Source organism: Nocardia sp. NPDC049737, from assembly GCF_040674755.1.
Lineage (GTDB): Bacteria > Actinomycetota > Actinomycetes > Mycobacteriales > Mycobacteriaceae > Nocardia.
Window position 1 is genome coordinate 33,590 of the sequence record NZ_JBFANH010000041.1, and the last position, 14,586, is coordinate 48,175.

General features: G+C 65.7%; 12 protein-coding genes. 5 read left to right on the forward strand and 7 right to left on the reverse strand.

Annotated features, from left to right (window positions below; translation table 11 throughout):
- Positions 1-25: 25 nt before the first annotated feature.
- The 6 genes from AB0J47_RS37160 to AB0J47_RS37185 are packed head-to-tail and all read right to left on the reverse strand — an operon-like array spanning position 26 to position 7,093.
- On the reverse strand, positions 26-1,213 hold the full coding sequence (locus AB0J47_RS37160; protein WP_364357543.1) for a lipid-transfer protein: 1,188 nt from the start codon (positions 1,211-1,213) through the stop codon (positions 26-28).
- The gene (locus AB0J47_RS37165) at positions 1,213-1,623 is read right to left on the reverse strand and encodes a MaoC family dehydratase (RefSeq protein ID WP_364357546.1); all 411 of its coding nucleotides are present in this window, start codon (positions 1,621-1,623) and stop codon (positions 1,213-1,215) included. The genes AB0J47_RS37160 and AB0J47_RS37165 overlap by 1 nt, the downstream gene beginning before the upstream one ends.
- Complete coding sequence (locus AB0J47_RS37170; RefSeq protein ID WP_364357607.1) at positions 1,620-2,546, reverse strand: OB-fold domain-containing protein; 927 nt, start codon at positions 2,544-2,546, stop codon at positions 1,620-1,622. The genes AB0J47_RS37165 and AB0J47_RS37170 overlap by 4 nt, the downstream gene beginning before the upstream one ends.
- Positions 2,547-2,603: 57 nt before the next feature.
- Complete coding sequence (locus AB0J47_RS37175) at positions 2,604-3,764, reverse strand: acyl-CoA dehydrogenase family protein (protein WP_364357549.1); 1,161 nt, start codon at positions 3,762-3,764, stop codon at positions 2,604-2,606.
- The gene (locus tag AB0J47_RS37180) at positions 3,749-4,813 is read right to left on the reverse strand and encodes an acyl-CoA dehydrogenase family protein (protein ID WP_364357552.1); all 1,065 of its coding nucleotides are present in this window, start codon (positions 4,811-4,813) and stop codon (positions 3,749-3,751) included. Before AB0J47_RS37180 ends, AB0J47_RS37175 begins: the two co-directional genes overlap by 16 nt.
- 27 nt (positions 4,814-4,840) lie before the next feature.
- On the reverse strand, positions 4,841-7,093 hold the full coding sequence (locus AB0J47_RS37185; RefSeq protein WP_364357555.1) for an acyl-CoA dehydrogenase: 2,253 nt from the start codon (positions 7,091-7,093) through the stop codon (positions 4,841-4,843).
- A 120-nt stretch (positions 7,094-7,213) separates the two neighbouring features.
- Between AB0J47_RS37185 and kstR the strand changes: the two genes are divergently transcribed.
- The 5 genes from kstR to AB0J47_RS37210 all read left to right on the forward strand — a co-directional run bounded on the left by kstR (position 7,214) and on the right by AB0J47_RS37210 (position 13,790).
- Positions 7,214-7,879: a cholesterol catabolism transcriptional regulator KstR gene (kstR, locus tag AB0J47_RS37190; protein WP_364357558.1), complete on the forward strand. Its 666-nt coding sequence runs from the start codon at positions 7,214-7,216 to the stop codon at positions 7,877-7,879.
- A 284-nt stretch (positions 7,880-8,163) separates the two neighbouring features.
- A complete protein-coding gene (gene otsB, locus AB0J47_RS37195; RefSeq protein WP_364357561.1) occupies positions 8,164-10,734 on the forward strand; it encodes a trehalose-phosphatase in 2,571 nt (856 codons plus the stop codon).
- Positions 10,735-10,915: 181 nt separating this feature from the next.
- Positions 10,916-11,797 (forward strand): zinc ABC transporter substrate-binding protein, encoded by an 882-nt coding sequence (locus AB0J47_RS37200; protein WP_364357564.1) that lies wholly within the window; start codon positions 10,916-10,918, stop codon positions 11,795-11,797.
- 212 nt (positions 11,798-12,009) lie between these two features.
- Entirely contained in the window at positions 12,010-12,924 is a 915-nt protein-coding gene (locus tag AB0J47_RS37205) for a metal ABC transporter ATP-binding protein (protein WP_364357610.1), read from the forward strand.
- Positions 12,921-13,790: a metal ABC transporter permease gene (locus AB0J47_RS37210; protein WP_364357567.1), complete on the forward strand. Its 870-nt coding sequence runs from the start codon at positions 12,921-12,923 to the stop codon at positions 13,788-13,790. The genes AB0J47_RS37205 and AB0J47_RS37210 overlap by 4 nt, the downstream gene beginning before the upstream one ends.
- Before the next feature lie 206 nt (positions 13,791-13,996).
- On the opposite strand, the gene AB0J47_RS37215 is transcribed toward AB0J47_RS37210, so the two are convergent.
- A complete protein-coding gene (locus AB0J47_RS37215; protein ID WP_364357570.1) occupies positions 13,997-14,371 on the reverse strand; it encodes a hypothetical protein in 375 nt (124 codons plus the stop codon).
- Positions 14,372-14,586 lie beyond the last annotated feature (215 nt).

A 14,586-nucleotide genomic window follows, 5' to 3' on the forward strand; every position in this document is an offset into this window, starting at 1 on the left:
GACCATCCCGTCGCGACGGCCGAAATCAGTTGGCGCTGAGTATCAATCCCGATGTCGGAACACCCGTACCCGCGGTGACCAGGATATTCGCCAAGCCCGCAACGGGATTAACCGAAGTGCCGCGGATCTGCCGGACCGCCTCGGCAATCCCGTTCATACCGTGGATATAGGCCTCGCCGAGCTGTCCGCCATGGGTATTGAGCGGCAGGCGACCACCGATCTCGATCGCGCCGTCGGCGATGAAATCCTTTGCCTCGCCGCGTCCGCAGAAACCGAGTTCCTCCAACTGCATGAGGACGAACGGGGTGAAGTGGTCGTAGAGGATGGCGGCCTGCATATTCTCCGGGCGCAAACCGCTCTGCTCCCAGAGCTGATCCCCGACCAGCCCCATCTCCGGTAGTCCGGTGAGCGCATCGCGGTAGTAGCTGGTCATCACATATTGGTCCGCACCGGAACCCTGTGCGGCGGCGGCGATTACGGCCGAACGCTGCGGCAGGTCCCGGGCGCGCTCGACGCTGGTGACCACGATCGCGACACCGCCGTCGGATTCCTGGCAGCAGTCGAGCAGATGCAGCGGTTCGGCGATCCAGCGCGAATTCTGGTGATCTTCCAGGGTGATCGGCTTGCCGTAGAAGAAGGCGGCCGGATTGACCGCGGCATGTTTGCGATCGGCGACGGCGACGCGGCCGAAATCCGCACTCGTCGCGCCGTACACATGCATATACCTGCGGGCGACCATGGCCACCTGCGCGGCCGGAGTCCCCAACCCCTGTGGATAAGACCAGCCCGCATCGATACCCGATGAGGTCGGCGCGCTGGCAAGTGCGGTGGAGAACTGGCCGAAGCGCGATACCGAACGCTCGTTGAAGGCACGGTAGGCGACCACCACATCGGCGATGCCGGTCGCGACCGCCATGGCCGCCTGCTGGATGGTGGCGCAGGCCGCACCACCGCCATATCCGATGTGGCTGAAGAACTTCAGCTGCGGAATACCGACCGCACGTGCCACCGCCGCCTGGGTGTTGGTATCCATGGTGAAGGTGGTCAAGCCGTCCACATCGGCCGGTGTGAGACCCGCATCGGCGAGTGCCGCGGTGACCGCCTCGGCGGCCAAACGTAATTCGCTGCGGCCGGAGTCCTTGGAGAAGTCGGTGGCGCCGATGCCGACAATGGCGGCGCGGCCGGCAATCCCGGTGGTGTTGTCAGCGGTCATCATGGCCTCCGCAGTGCGATAACGGCTTTCGCCGTGATGTGGTCACCGAGGCTGTCGCGACCGACGACATCGATATGGATGTCATCGCCATGGATCGCGGAGACGGTGCCGGAAAGCGTCAGGGTGTCACCGGCATACAGCGGCACACCCAGGCGCAGCGCGATCGATTTGACGATGGCGCGCGGTCCGGCCCAGTCGGTGACGAAGCGCTGCACCAGCCCGGTATCGGTCAGGATATTGACGAAGATGTCCTTGGAACCGCGGGCGAGGGCCTTGTCCCTGTCGTGGTGCACATCCTGAAAGTCCCTGGTGGCCAAGGCGGTACTGATCACGAAGGTCGGATCGGCGGCAATGACCAACTCGGGCAGCGCGGTACCGACCTGCACGGTGGCCGGTTCGACGTAGGTCATGCGATCACCCGCCAAACCGGCAGCACGGCCTCGTCGTCGAGCTTCTCGAACTCGACCTGCACCGGCAGGCCGATCTTCACCTCGGCCGGATCGACGCCGCGCAATTCACCGAGCATCCGCACACCCTCCTCCAATTCGACCAGCGCGACCACGAAAGGCAATTGCCGCCCAGGCACTTTCGGTGCGTGATGTACGACGTAACTGAACACCTCACCGCGCCCGGATGCGACGACATAGTCGGTCTGCTCCGACTTGTCCCGCCACAGCGCCGGAATCGGCGGATGCCGCAGCGTGCCGTCCGGCAGCCGCTGGATCCGCAACTCGCCGACCTTGGTGCCCTCCCAGAAGAATTCGGTATCCCAGGAGACCAGCGGTTTGACCCGTTCACCCGCGGGCGCTTTCGGGGCGGTGCCGGTACCGGGCGCGAATTTCAGCATCCGCCAGAGCATTTCGGCGACCACCTCGTCGCCCACCTGCCAACTGATCTGGAAGGTGATGAACCACCCTTCACCGAGCGCGGTCCGCTTCGGGCCGCGGATATCGCACAGCCTGCTGGTCACCGCCACTTGCTCACCGACATTCAGGTACCGGTGGTAGGTCTGCTGGCAGTCGGTCGCGACCACCGAGGTGAAGCCCGCGCTGTCCAGCAGCTCGATGACCTGGTTCGTAGGATCGTCCGCCGCGCGGGAACCATTAAGCCCGAGCATGGTCCAGACCTGGATCATGGCGGGCGGCGCCACGGTGCCGGGATGTCCGGCGGCACGCGCGGCGTCCTCGTCGACGTAGATCGGATTCCGATCCCCGAGCGCCTCCACCCAGTTGTTGATCATCGGTTGGTTCACCGGATCACGCCCGAGGCGTGGCGCGCAATCACCCGCCGCGATGATCTTCTCGGCGGCTTCGGTAATCGCTTCCGGAGTCATGGTTTCCGGCACGCGCGGCTCCTTAGTAGTCGTGGCGTACCGCGCGTCGGCGCGGATTCATCGAGGTACCCGAGGCAGTTTCAGCCCGGAGGAGGCGACCAGTTCGCGCATCACCTCATTGACGCCGCCGCCGAAGGTCACCACCAGATTCTGTTTGGTTCTGCGGTCCAGCCAGGTCAGTAGTTCGGCGGTGTCCGGATCGGCCGGATCGCCGTAATGCCCGACGATCTCCTCGGCCAACCGGCCCGCCTCCTGCAGCGATTCGGTGGAATACACCTTGGTTGCCGAGGCATCGGCGATAACGGTGGCCTGGTCACCGTTGACGGTCGCGGCGACCTGCCAGTTCAACAGTTCGTTGAGCCGAGCCATGGCGTGGATGCGGCCGAGCGAGCGGCGCACATCGGCCTCGGCGAGGACACCGCGCGACTGGGCCCATTCGCGCGCCCGGTCGTAGAGCTGTTCGATCTTGCCGGACGGGCCCAGGCTCACCCGCTCGTGATTGAGCTGGGTGGTGATCAGCCGCCAGCCCTTGTTCTCCTCGCCCACCAGCATGTTGGCAGGCACCCGGACATTGTCGAAATAGGTGGCGTTGGTGTGGTGCGCACCGTCGCAGGTGATGATGGGGGTCCAGGAGTACCCGGGGTCCTTGGTGTCCACGATCAGGATCGTGATGCCACGGTGCCGCGATTCGACCGAGCCGGTGCGGCAGGCCAGCCAGACATAGTCGGCCTCATGCGCACCGGTGGTGAAGATCTTCTGCCCGTTGACGATCCAGTCTCCGGATTCGTCGCGCACCGCACTCGTGCGCAGCGCGGCGAGGTCGGTGCCTGCCTCGGGTTCGGAGTAGCCGATCGCGAAATGGATATCGCCGGAAAGGATTCCGGGCAGGAACTTCGCCTTCTGCTCGTCGGTGCCGAAGCTCTGCAGCGTCGGTCCGACCGTCAACAAAGTGACCAGCGGCAGCGGAACATCCGCGCGCACTGCCTCATTGAAGAAGATCTGCTGTTCCATCGGCCCGAACCCCTGGCCACCGAACTCCTTCGGCCACCCGACGCCGAGCCAACCGTCGGCACCCATCCGGCGCACCACCGTGCGGTAAGCATCACCGTGCCGGTTGACCGCCATCTCGGCCTCCTCTTCGGGAGTCACGAGATCGGCGAAGTACGTGCGCAATTCATCGCGCAGCTTGCGCTGCTCCGCGGTCAGGTCGATGAACATCTGGCCCCCAATCGATCGAGTCGCAACGATTCGCCGCCGAGCCAGCGGGCGATGTCCTTCGCCTGCGAGTAGTAGCGGTGCATCGGATGGGTCACATCGACCCCGAGGCCGCCGTGCAGGTGATGGCATTTCTGCATGGCGGCGGGCAGTTCCGAGGCCACGGTGTAGGCGAGCACATCGAGGTCGTCATCGATGCGCTCCTGATGCAGCGGTGTCGAATCCGACTGTGCCAGTGCCCAATTTGCCGAAACGGCGGCGCCGTGCAGGGTCCGCGATACGACATACACATCGGCGATCTGCTGTGCGACCGCCTGGAATTCGGCGAGCGGCCGATTGAACTGCCGTCGGGTCCGCAGGTGCTCTGCGGTGAGAAGTAGCGCACCTTTGAGCAGTCCGTCCGCGGTCGCGCCGATCGATGCGATGGCCAGGCGGTGCAGTTCAGCGATGCCGTCGGGCAGCAGTTGCTCGGCCGGAATCTCGACCTGGTCCAGGCGCACCGAGCATTCCGGAATCCCGCCGGAGACCGGCGACGGCGTCAGGGTGAGCCCGGTTGAATCCGAACCCACCAGTGCGATACCGGAATTCGTCGGAATCAACAGCCAGCGCGCCTGCTGCGCATACGGCACCGCCACCTTGTGACCGGTGATGCGTACGGTGTCGCCATCGGAAACCGCGGTGGTCTCCGGCTTGACCACGAACGGGCTCGCACGCTCGCTGAGGGCGGCGGTGAGCACCGCGCCCTTGGCAACCTCCGAATAGACCCGCTCGGCGAGGCTGTCCGGCAATACGGCCAGCAGCGGCAGCAGGCCGAAGCCGAGGGTCGGCAGGGCGGGCACCGCCACCGCTTCGGTGGCCAGTTCGGTCAATAGCACCGAGACCTCCGGCAGGCCCATGCCGTCACCGCCGAAGCGTTCCGGCAGCGCGAGCGAGAGCAGTCCGGTCTCGATCAGACTCGGCCACAGCTCGATATCGCGTGTCGATTCACGCTCCAGCAAACTCACGACGACCTCGGCCACGGCGTCCTGGCCCTCGTCCCGGGTGAAGTCCACGCTTTACTCCCAGTTGGTGTTCGTCGACTAGCTGTCCGTATCGCGAGGCAGTCCGAGGATTCGCTCACCGGCCACGGTCAACAGAATCTGCTCGGTTCCACCGGCGATCGACAAACAGCGCGTGAGCAGGAACTCTTTTACCACCTCCGAGTCCTGCGCACCGGTGGGACCTGCCGTCTCCACCGCGAATTCGGCCACCGCCTGGCGGTGGCGGACCCCGACGAGCTTGCGCACACTGCTCTGCGCCCCCGGGTCACCGCCCGCCAGCATCCGAACCGCGGCACGCTGTTCCAGCAATAATCCAGCGATCGCATCGGCGACGAAGCCGCCGAGCCGATCGTTCAATAGCTCCGCACCCGGCCCGGTGGCCGGCAGTTTGGCGATGAGCTCCTCCAGCACCGGCCCGATCCCATTGCCGCCCATGGCGACTCGTTCGGTCGACAGAGTCGAGCGGGCGATCTTCCAGCCATTGTTCAGCGCGCCGACCAGGCAGTCGTCGGGCACGAACACATCGTCGAGGAACACCTCGCTGAAGCGCGCCTCCCCGGTGATCTGCACCAGCGGACGCACCTCGAGTCCGGCGCTGTGCATATCGACAAGGAAGTAACTGATCCCGCGATGCTTCGGCGCATCCGGATCGGTGCGGGCCAGGCAGATCGCCCAGTTCGCCCGATCGCCCAGCGACGTCCAAACCTTCTGTCCGCGCAGCACCCAGCCGCCATCGACCTTCTTGGCGGTGGTGCGCAGCGCCGCCAGATCCGAACCGGCCTCCGGCTCACTGAACAGCTGACACCAGACCACCTCGCCGCGCAGCGTCGGCCACGCGAAGCGGTCGATCTGCTCCTGGGTGCCGTGCTGCAGCAAGGTCGGAATGGCCCAGCCGCCGATCGTCAGATCCGGCGACTCCACGCCCGCCCGCCGCAGTTCCTCCGAAATCACCAGGCCCGTCATAGGATTCGCGCCACGCCCGTACGGTGCGGGCCAATGCGGCATGGCGAGCCCGGCGTCGACCAGTGCATTGCGCTGTTGATCGACCGGCAGCGCGGCGATCGCGGCCACCTCGGCGGCCAGCTCGTTCGCATTGCTGTCGTCGACCTCGACACCAGCTGTGTTCAATTCGCGTCGCTCCCGGGCCCCTCCGTGGTTACGCTCCGCTGCCTCCTCCGGGGCCGTCGCTCGCGCCGCAGAGGCGAACACCCGGTCCGCACCGGTGGTCCGGCGCTGACCGGCCCGGGTCAGCTCGGTAACCCTGGCCCGCCACCGCGCCGATCCTCCGAGCAGCTGCCGCAGTGCGGTGGCCCGGCGCAGGTAGAAGTGCGCGTCGTGCTCCCAGGTGAAACCGATACCACCGAGCACCTGAATGCAGTCCTTGGCGGTCTCGACCGCGGCGTCCAGCGATATCGCGGCGGTGATGGCGGCCGCGATGGGTAGTTCCGCACCGCCCTCGTCGACCGCGGCCGCGGCATCGGCCGCGACGGAACGGATCAGCTCTGCCCGACAGAGCATCCACGCGCAAATGTGTTTGAGCGCTTGGAACGAGCCGATCTTGCGGCCGAATTGTTCACGCACCTTGGCGTATTCGACGGCGGTCTCCAGGCACCATCCCGCCACGCCGGCGAGTTCGGCCGAAACCAGAACCGCGAGAAGATCTTCCACCGCATGCGGCGACTCGAACACCCGGTCCGCAGGCACCCGCACTTCGGCGCAGTGCACACGCGCCAGTGGCGTACTCGGGTCAGCAGGCGCAAGCACCTCGACGCGCAGGCCTTCGGCCTCGGGCCCGATCACGCACCAGCGCAACCCATCCGGCGTCTGCATCGGCAACAACACCGAGGTGCCCGGCGCCGCGCCGAGTACCGATTCCCAGACACCCGTGAGCAACAACTCCTCGGATGCGGACGCTGTGCTGATGATTCGTTCGCTACGCTCACTCGCGACGTCCCCGACAACGAAGTCGAGCGCGACCCCGCACGGCATATCCTCGGCGAGCGCGCCGGCGGTGACCAGGTTCGCCAATGCGGTGGACAGCACCGGCCCACCGACCAGATCGTGCGCCGCCTGCTCGACCAAAACCGCGAGGTCGGCGACCGATCCACCGTGGCCACCGGCCGCTTCGGCAATGGCGACCCGGAAAATTCCGAAGTCCGCCAATCCCGGCCAATAGGTGCGCCAGAAGTCCGTCGGTTCGTCCCGCATTGTTGCAATCGGACGTACCGATCCGGCCCATCCGCGCATCGACTCCTGAACGGCTTTATGCTCGTCAGTGGTGGCGATGGTCACAGTCCGTACCGCCTTTCCGGCGTGACTCCCACACCTAGAACATGTTCTAATATCCTAGCTGGGCGGAAGTCAAGAGACGACCGATGCCCGTTGCCGGAATGCAGGAAAGGACTCTCATCAATGGCCAGTCCCTCCCGATCGCAGCCAGCCGATTCGAATGCGGCGGGGCGAGCATCGGCTACCGCGACGGTCACGACGCTGAGCGAGGACGAGCTCAGCTCGGCCGCGCAGCGGGAACGGCGTAAGCGAATTCTGGACGCGACGCTCGCGCTGGCCTCCAAGGGCGGCTATGACGCCGTGCAGATGCGCGCGGTTGCCGAACGCGCCGATGTCGCAGTCGGCACGCTCTACCGGTATTTCCCGTCCAAGGTGCATCTGCTCGTCTCCGCGCTGTCGCGGGAATTCGAGCAGATCGAGGGCAAACGCAAACCACTTGCCGGCCAGACGCCGAACGAGCGCATGCATCTGCTGCTGACTCAGATCACCCGGATGATGCAGCGCGACCCATTGCTCACCGAGGCGATGACGCGCGCGTTCATGTTCGCCGACGCCTCGGCGGCCGCCGAGGTCGACCGGGTCGGCAAGGTGATGGACCGGGTATTCGCCAGGGCCATGAACGACGGCGAGCCCACCGAACGTCAGTTGGCGATCGCGCGGGTGATAAGCGATGTCTGGTTGTCGAATCTGGTTGCCTGGCTGACCAGACGCGCCTCGGCAACCGATGTGACCGAGCGGCTGGAACTCACCGTGGATCTGCTGCTCGGCGACAACGGCGCCAACCGCTAGCGATCGCTTGCGGTTCACTCGAAAAGGTCAGCTGCTAGCACCGATCAGCTCATGCCCGGCAAATCGACCGGGCCTGTCACGCAGCATCAATCGGATCCGCTGACGTGAGCCTGCACACGCTGGTAGTTGTGTAAAAACGCGTCAGCTGGGCAGATCCAGTAAGGGGCGGCTAGACGCGTGCGCAATCATGCGCACGCCACGCGGCGCGCTTCGGTGCGGCAAATTCAACAAAGTATTGTCACGCGTGCCCCGGAAAAAACTCCTCCGATCACTAGGTTGGATGCGTGAGCGCACAGGATCTGCCACTGGAACTTCGCCGTGCACTGTCGACGGTCGCGCGCGTGCCACGGCTTTTGGTCGCATCGGACTACGACGGGACGATCGCACCCATCGTGTCCGACCCGTCGAAGGCCTTTCCACATCGAGAATCGGTAAGCGCGCTACGAGCGCTTGCCGGTCTCACCGGAACGACCGCCGCCGTGATCTCCGGCCGGGCACTGCGAGATCTCGCGGCATTGTCGCGACTTCCGGTCGAGGTGCAACTAATCGGCAGTCATGGTTCGGAATTCGATGTGGGTTTCGTGCACGCCATCGACAATGATGCCAAACAACTGCTGGTCGAAGTACAGACCAGTCTGACGCAGATCGCCGCGGAAAATCCCGGCGCCAGCGTCGAGATCAAACCGGCCAGCGTCGCGCTGCATGTTCGCAATGCGAGTCCGGAAATTGGGCTACGCGCACTGAAGGCGGTGCGCCAGGGTGCGGCCTGCTGGGTCGGCGTGCAGGTGACCGAGGGTAAATCGGTTATCGAGCTCGCGGTGATCCAGACGGATAAGGGCGTCGCGCTCGATACCGTCCGACATCAGGAAGGCGCGTCGGCCGCGGTGTTCTTCGGCGACGATGTCACCGATGAGAAGGCTTTCCGCATGCTGTCCGGTCCTGATGTCGGCATCAAGGTCGGCGACGGCGAGAGCCTGGCCAAATACCGGGTCGACAGCACAGAGGCGGTGTCCTGGGCGCTGGCCTACCTGCTCGAGGAGCGACGCACCTGGTTGGCCGGTGCGAGCGCGCCGCGCATCGAGCGGCTGAGCATGCTGGCCAGTCCGCGCTCGGTGGCGCTGCTCACACCCGACGCGACGGTCACCTGGTTCTGCCATCCGGAGCCGGATTCGGCCGCGGTCTTCGCCCATCTACTCGGCGGACCGCAGGCCGGACACTTCACCATCGAACCGGAACGTCCTGGGCTGCCGCTGTCGCAGCGCTACGTCGACGGCACCATGACCGTCGAAACCCGCTGGGCCAAACTGCAAGTGGTCGACTACCTGCCGCACGATGTGGCACCCACCCGCACCGACCTGACCCGAGTGATCACCGGCGATGCCAAGGCGGTCGTAACCTTCGCGCCCCGACCGGAATTCGGCCAGGTTCCGGTCAGCATCGAAATCGAATCGAACGGACTGCGCGTGGTCGGCACCAATGATCCGATGGTGCTGCGCTCGCCCGGGGTGCACTGGCAGATCCAGTCCGACGGTATGCACAGCTCCGCGCGCGCGGTCGTCGATCCGTCCCGTGGCCCGATCGTGCTGGAAATGCGCTGCGGCACTCAGGATCTCGCGCCGGCAATGGTCAGCGAGCCGGAGCGGCGCAGGGATGCCGAGGACTACTGGTCCAAGTGGGCGGCCAAATTGCAACTGCCGCCGCTGAAGCCGGATCTGATGAAGCGTTCGGCACTCACGCTGCGCGGGCTGGTACACGCACCGTCGGGTTCCATCCTGGCCGCCGCCACCACCTCGCTGCCGGAAGATATTGGCGGCGTACGCAACTGGGACTACCGCTACTGCTGGCTGCGCGATGCCTCGCTCACCGCACAGGCATTGGTGTCACTCGGCTCGCTGACCGAGGCCGAGGAATTCCTCGGCTGGGTGCATCGGGTACTGGAGACGCTGCCCGGGCCGGAGCGCCTGCACCCGCTGTACACGCTCTACGGCGAAACCCTGCCGCCCGAGGCATCGATCGATCAGCTGCCCGGCTATGCGGGTTCGCGTCCGGTCCGCGTCGGCAATGCCGCGAATATGCAAGTGCAGCTGGATGTTTTCGGTCCGATCGTCGATCTCATCGCATCGCTGGCGCACGGCCGCGAGGCGAAGGGGCTGACCGATCCGGCCAAGGCACTGCCGGACGCCGACTGGGAACTGGTGCACGCCATGGTTTCCGCGGTGCAGCGGCGCTGGCAGGAACCCGACCACGGCATCTGGGAGATCCGCGGCAACCCTCGCCACCACGTGTACTCCAAGGTGATGGGCTGGCTGACCGTGGACCGGGCGATCACCCTCGCGCAGCGGTTCCAGCGTCAGATCGATCCGCTCTGGATCACATTGCGCGAGACCATCGCCGACGAGGTGAAGACCAAGGGCTGGAACGATGACGTCCAGTCCTACACCGCCGCCTATGACGGCACCGATCTGGACGCGGCCACCCTGCACATCGGCCTGAGCGGACTGATCGAACCGTCGGATCCACGTTTCGCGGCCACGGTCGTCGCCACCGAGGCAGAGCTGCGCAGCGGTTCGACGGTGTACCGATACCACCACGACGACGGCCTGCCCGGCGGCGAGGGGGGCTTCCACCTGTGTGCGGCCTGGCTGGTCGAGGCGTATCTGCTGATCGGTAAGCGCTCGGATGCCGAGGCGCTGTTCGCGCAGCTGATCGATGTCGCCGGACCGACGGGTCTGCTCAGTGAGGAGTACGACCCGGTCGCCGAACGCTCACTCGGCAATCATCCACAGGCCTACAGCCATCTGGGCCTGCTGCGCTGTGCACAGTTGCTGGGTAAGCCGGTAGAAGCATTCGTCTGAGCCCACCACCTCGGGCCCGCGAACCGATCGGTTCGCGGGCCCGACCCATATCCGGCGCAGCGTGATGCGGCAAACATCGACTCGTGCTTTAGCAGGGCCTGCTGCTACAGTTCAAATGGTAACGATTTCCATTATGATCTAGAGCACGCTCAGATCTGCCGCATTGCCAGGAGTACCCCGCGTGAGCACACGGATTGCCCTCAGATTCGCCGGTATCGCCGTGGGGGTCGCCACCGCACTGGCGCTCACCGCGTGCGGTAGTTCGAAGGCTTCGGATAAGCCGAGCGTCGTCGCATCCACCAATGTCTGGGGCAATATCGCGGCAACGATCGCGGGCCCGGATGCCTCGGTGACCGCGCTGGTCACCGATCCCGCCGCCGATCCGCATTCGCACGAGACCTCGGCCGTGGAATCGGCGAAGATCAGCGATGCCGATCTGGTCGTCTTCAACGGCGGCGGCTACGACGAGTTCATCGAGAAGGCGATCCAGGGCAAGGACAAGCACACCGTCGACGCATTCGAATCCCGCACCAATAAGAGTGACGAGAACGAGCACGTCTTCTACGACATCGGCACGGTGAGCGCGGTCGCCGACCGGATCGCGAGCACCCTCGGCGAAATCGACTCCGCCCACGCCGGCGCCTACACCGACCGCGCCGCCGCATTCAAGAGCCAACTGACCGCGATCACCGCCATCGCCACCAAGATCGCGGGCGAGCACCCCAAGACCCCGGTGCTGCAGACCGAACCGTTGGCGCACTACCTGCTGGTCGCCGCCGGAACCCAAGATCTGACTCCGCACGAATTCCAGGAGGCGATCGAGCAGGAGACCGATCCGGCTCCGGCCGCCGTCGCCGCCACCCAGGATCTGTTGACCGGTAAGAAGGTCCGCGCCCTGGTCTACAACATCCAGACCCAGGACAAGATCACCAAGGATTTGCGGGCGCTCGCGCAGTCGAATGGGTTGCCCATTGTCGAGGTGACCGAAACGCTGCCCGACGGTGTCGATTACATTCAGTGGCAGACCAAGAACGCCCAGGCCCTGGCCGCGGCGCTGGCCTGATCAATATGACAGCATCGCGTAGCGATTCCGTGAGGGGTGGTGGCCGGGTGACGGGTGGGCCAGCATCGCGTAGCGATTCCGTGAGGGGTGGTGGCCGGGTGACGGGTGGGCCAGCATCGCGTAGCGATTCCGTGAGGGGTGGTGGCCTGATGACGGGTGGGCCAGCATCGAGCAGCGATTCCGTGACGGGTGGCGGTCGGGTGACGGGTCCAATGGGAGCCGCGTTGACCACCGAAGACACCGACAGCGTGGAGCGGCAGTCCGATACCCGCTCAGCTGCCGTAAAACTCGATTCCGCCAGCCTGTCATTCGGCGAACGCAGGCTTTGGCAAGGGCTGGATCTAGAGATCGCGGCCGGTGAATTCGTCGCGGTTCTGGGGCCGAACGGGTCAGGCAAGACCTCGCTGCTGAAGGTGCTGCTCGGTCAGCTCGCGCTCAGCTCCGGCACCGCCGCTATCGCGGGCGGACCCGCGCGCGCTGGCAACCCGGATATCGGCTATGTGCCACAACAGAAGACGATTGACGCCGGTGTGCAGCTGCGCGGGGTCGATCTGGTCGGCCTCGGCGTCGACGGACACCGCTGGGGCCTCGGACTGCGTCGTCGAGCCGAGCGCAGGCGCAAGGTTCGCGCGGCCATCGCCGATGTGGGCGCGGAGAAATTCGCTTATGCGCCACTGGAATCCATGTCCGGCGGCGAACAGCAGCGGCTGCGGGTCGCGCAGGCGCTGGTCGGCGATCCCAAGGTGCTGCTCTGCGATGAACCGCTATTGAGCCTCGATCTGGCGAATCAGCGGTTGGTTTCGGAACTTATCGATCGACGCAGGCGAACCCATGACACCGCAGTGCTTTTCGTGACACACGAGATCAATCCCATTCTGCCGCTGGTGGATCGGGTGCTGTATCTGGTCGACGGCAAGTTCCGGATCGGCACGCCCGATGAGGTGATGACCTCGGCGGTGCTCTCGGAGCTGTACCAGACCGAGGTCGACGTGCTGCGGGTGCGCGGGCGGCTGGTCGTCGTCGGCACCGGCGACACCATGGATGCGCTCGGTGCGGCCGGGGCCCAACACTGCGACGGCGCAACACTTTCCGATGAGCTGTCCGAAACGAGCGGGGTTCGTTCGTGATCGACAGGCTCTCCGATGTCGTCACGAAGATGTTCGACTTCACCACCACCGCCGACCTGCTCTCCTACTCCTTCGTCCAGCAGGCGGTGTTCGCGGCCGCACTGCTCGGACTGCTGGCCGGTGCGATCGGGCCACTGATCATCAGCAGGCAGATGTCCTTCGCGGTGCACGGCACCAGCGAGCTGTCGCTGACCGGGGCGGCCGCCGCATTGCTCGCCGGAATCGGGGTCGGGCTGGGCGCGATCGTCGGCTCGGTGGTGGCGGCGGTGCTGTTCGGTTTGCTCGGAACCAAAGCCAGAGAACGCGATTCGGTGATCGCGGTGGTGCTGTCGTTCGGACTCGGACTCTCGGTGCTGTTCCTGTGGCTCGGTCCCGAACGCGCCGGGTCGAAGTTCTCGCTGTTGACCGGCCAGGTGGTCAGCGTCGGATACAACGGGCTCGCACTCCTGCTGACCTGCACAGTTCTGGTCCTCGCCGTGCTTGCGGTGGTATACCGGCCGCTGTTGTTCGCGAGTTCGGATCCTGAGGTCGCACTCGCACGCGGGGTTCCGGTGCGGGCGCTTTCGGTGGTGTTCGCGGTCATGCTCGGCATTACCGCGGCCTTCGGTGTGCAGATCGTGGGCGCGCTGCTGGTGCTCGCGCTGCTGATCACGCCCGCGGCCGCTGCGGCGCAGTTGACCGCGAATCCGGTGCGCGCCACGGTGCTGGCGGTGCTGTTCGCGGAAACGGCGGCAGTGGGCGGCATCCTGTTGTCACTCGCGCCGGGCGTCCCGGTCTCCACCTTTGTCACCACCATCTCCTTCCTGATCTATCTGGTCTGCCGAGTCATCGGGCCCCGACGCCGTCAAGCCGCCCGCACCCGCTGACTCCTCCTCTCCAACCCGAGCCGGTGCCGCGCACTTATTGCTCGCCGCGTACGGAATAGCCGGCAAGGCCGTGCGTGGCGCGCCCAGTGCGCACGGACTACCGGGCACAGCGCACGCGGGCAGCGCGGATCGCCGCACGCGGATCGGGTGCCCGAACTGGCGAGCACCTGGCCGGTGGGCGGTCGATCAGACGGTGCACAGAGCGATCAGGACCACGATCGAACCGCCGAAGACGATGATGTGGCGCAGGTTCTGCAGGTACGGGGTCCCCCAGCGGGGAAGGCGGCTTCGGCTACGTCGAGGAAGCTCTGGACGTCGATACGGGCCAGTTCCGGGTCACCCTTGCGGGCGAAGGCGATCGCGGTCATCACCAGCGCGATCCCGACCGGGGCCCAGGTCTCGTGGCCACCGGCGTCGAACCGCATGCCGTTCTCGGCGAGCCCCCCCGGGGCGCACACCCTGACGGGCCAATTCGGCATCGGCGGCGGTCTGGGCGGCGGCACCGTAGCGTGGCGCACCAGCGGAATGCTGACGAAGGCGAGAGCGATCAGCAGTTGGGCGACAGCGGCGACGGTCATCATGGCGGTTTCTCCTCATCGGGTTGTTCGTCGAGTGGGCTCCTCGAATGACCGAACGATCTCCCGCCGCGCCGACAGCGCGCTGACACCTGATCAGCCCGCGCTGACATCAGATATCAGCAGGTCAGCAAGGCTCTAACCGGCCGTGCACAACGTTTGATGGCAGTCGCCTTCAGTCGGACACCCCCGGTTTCGTATGCTCGATCCACGCGCCCCAT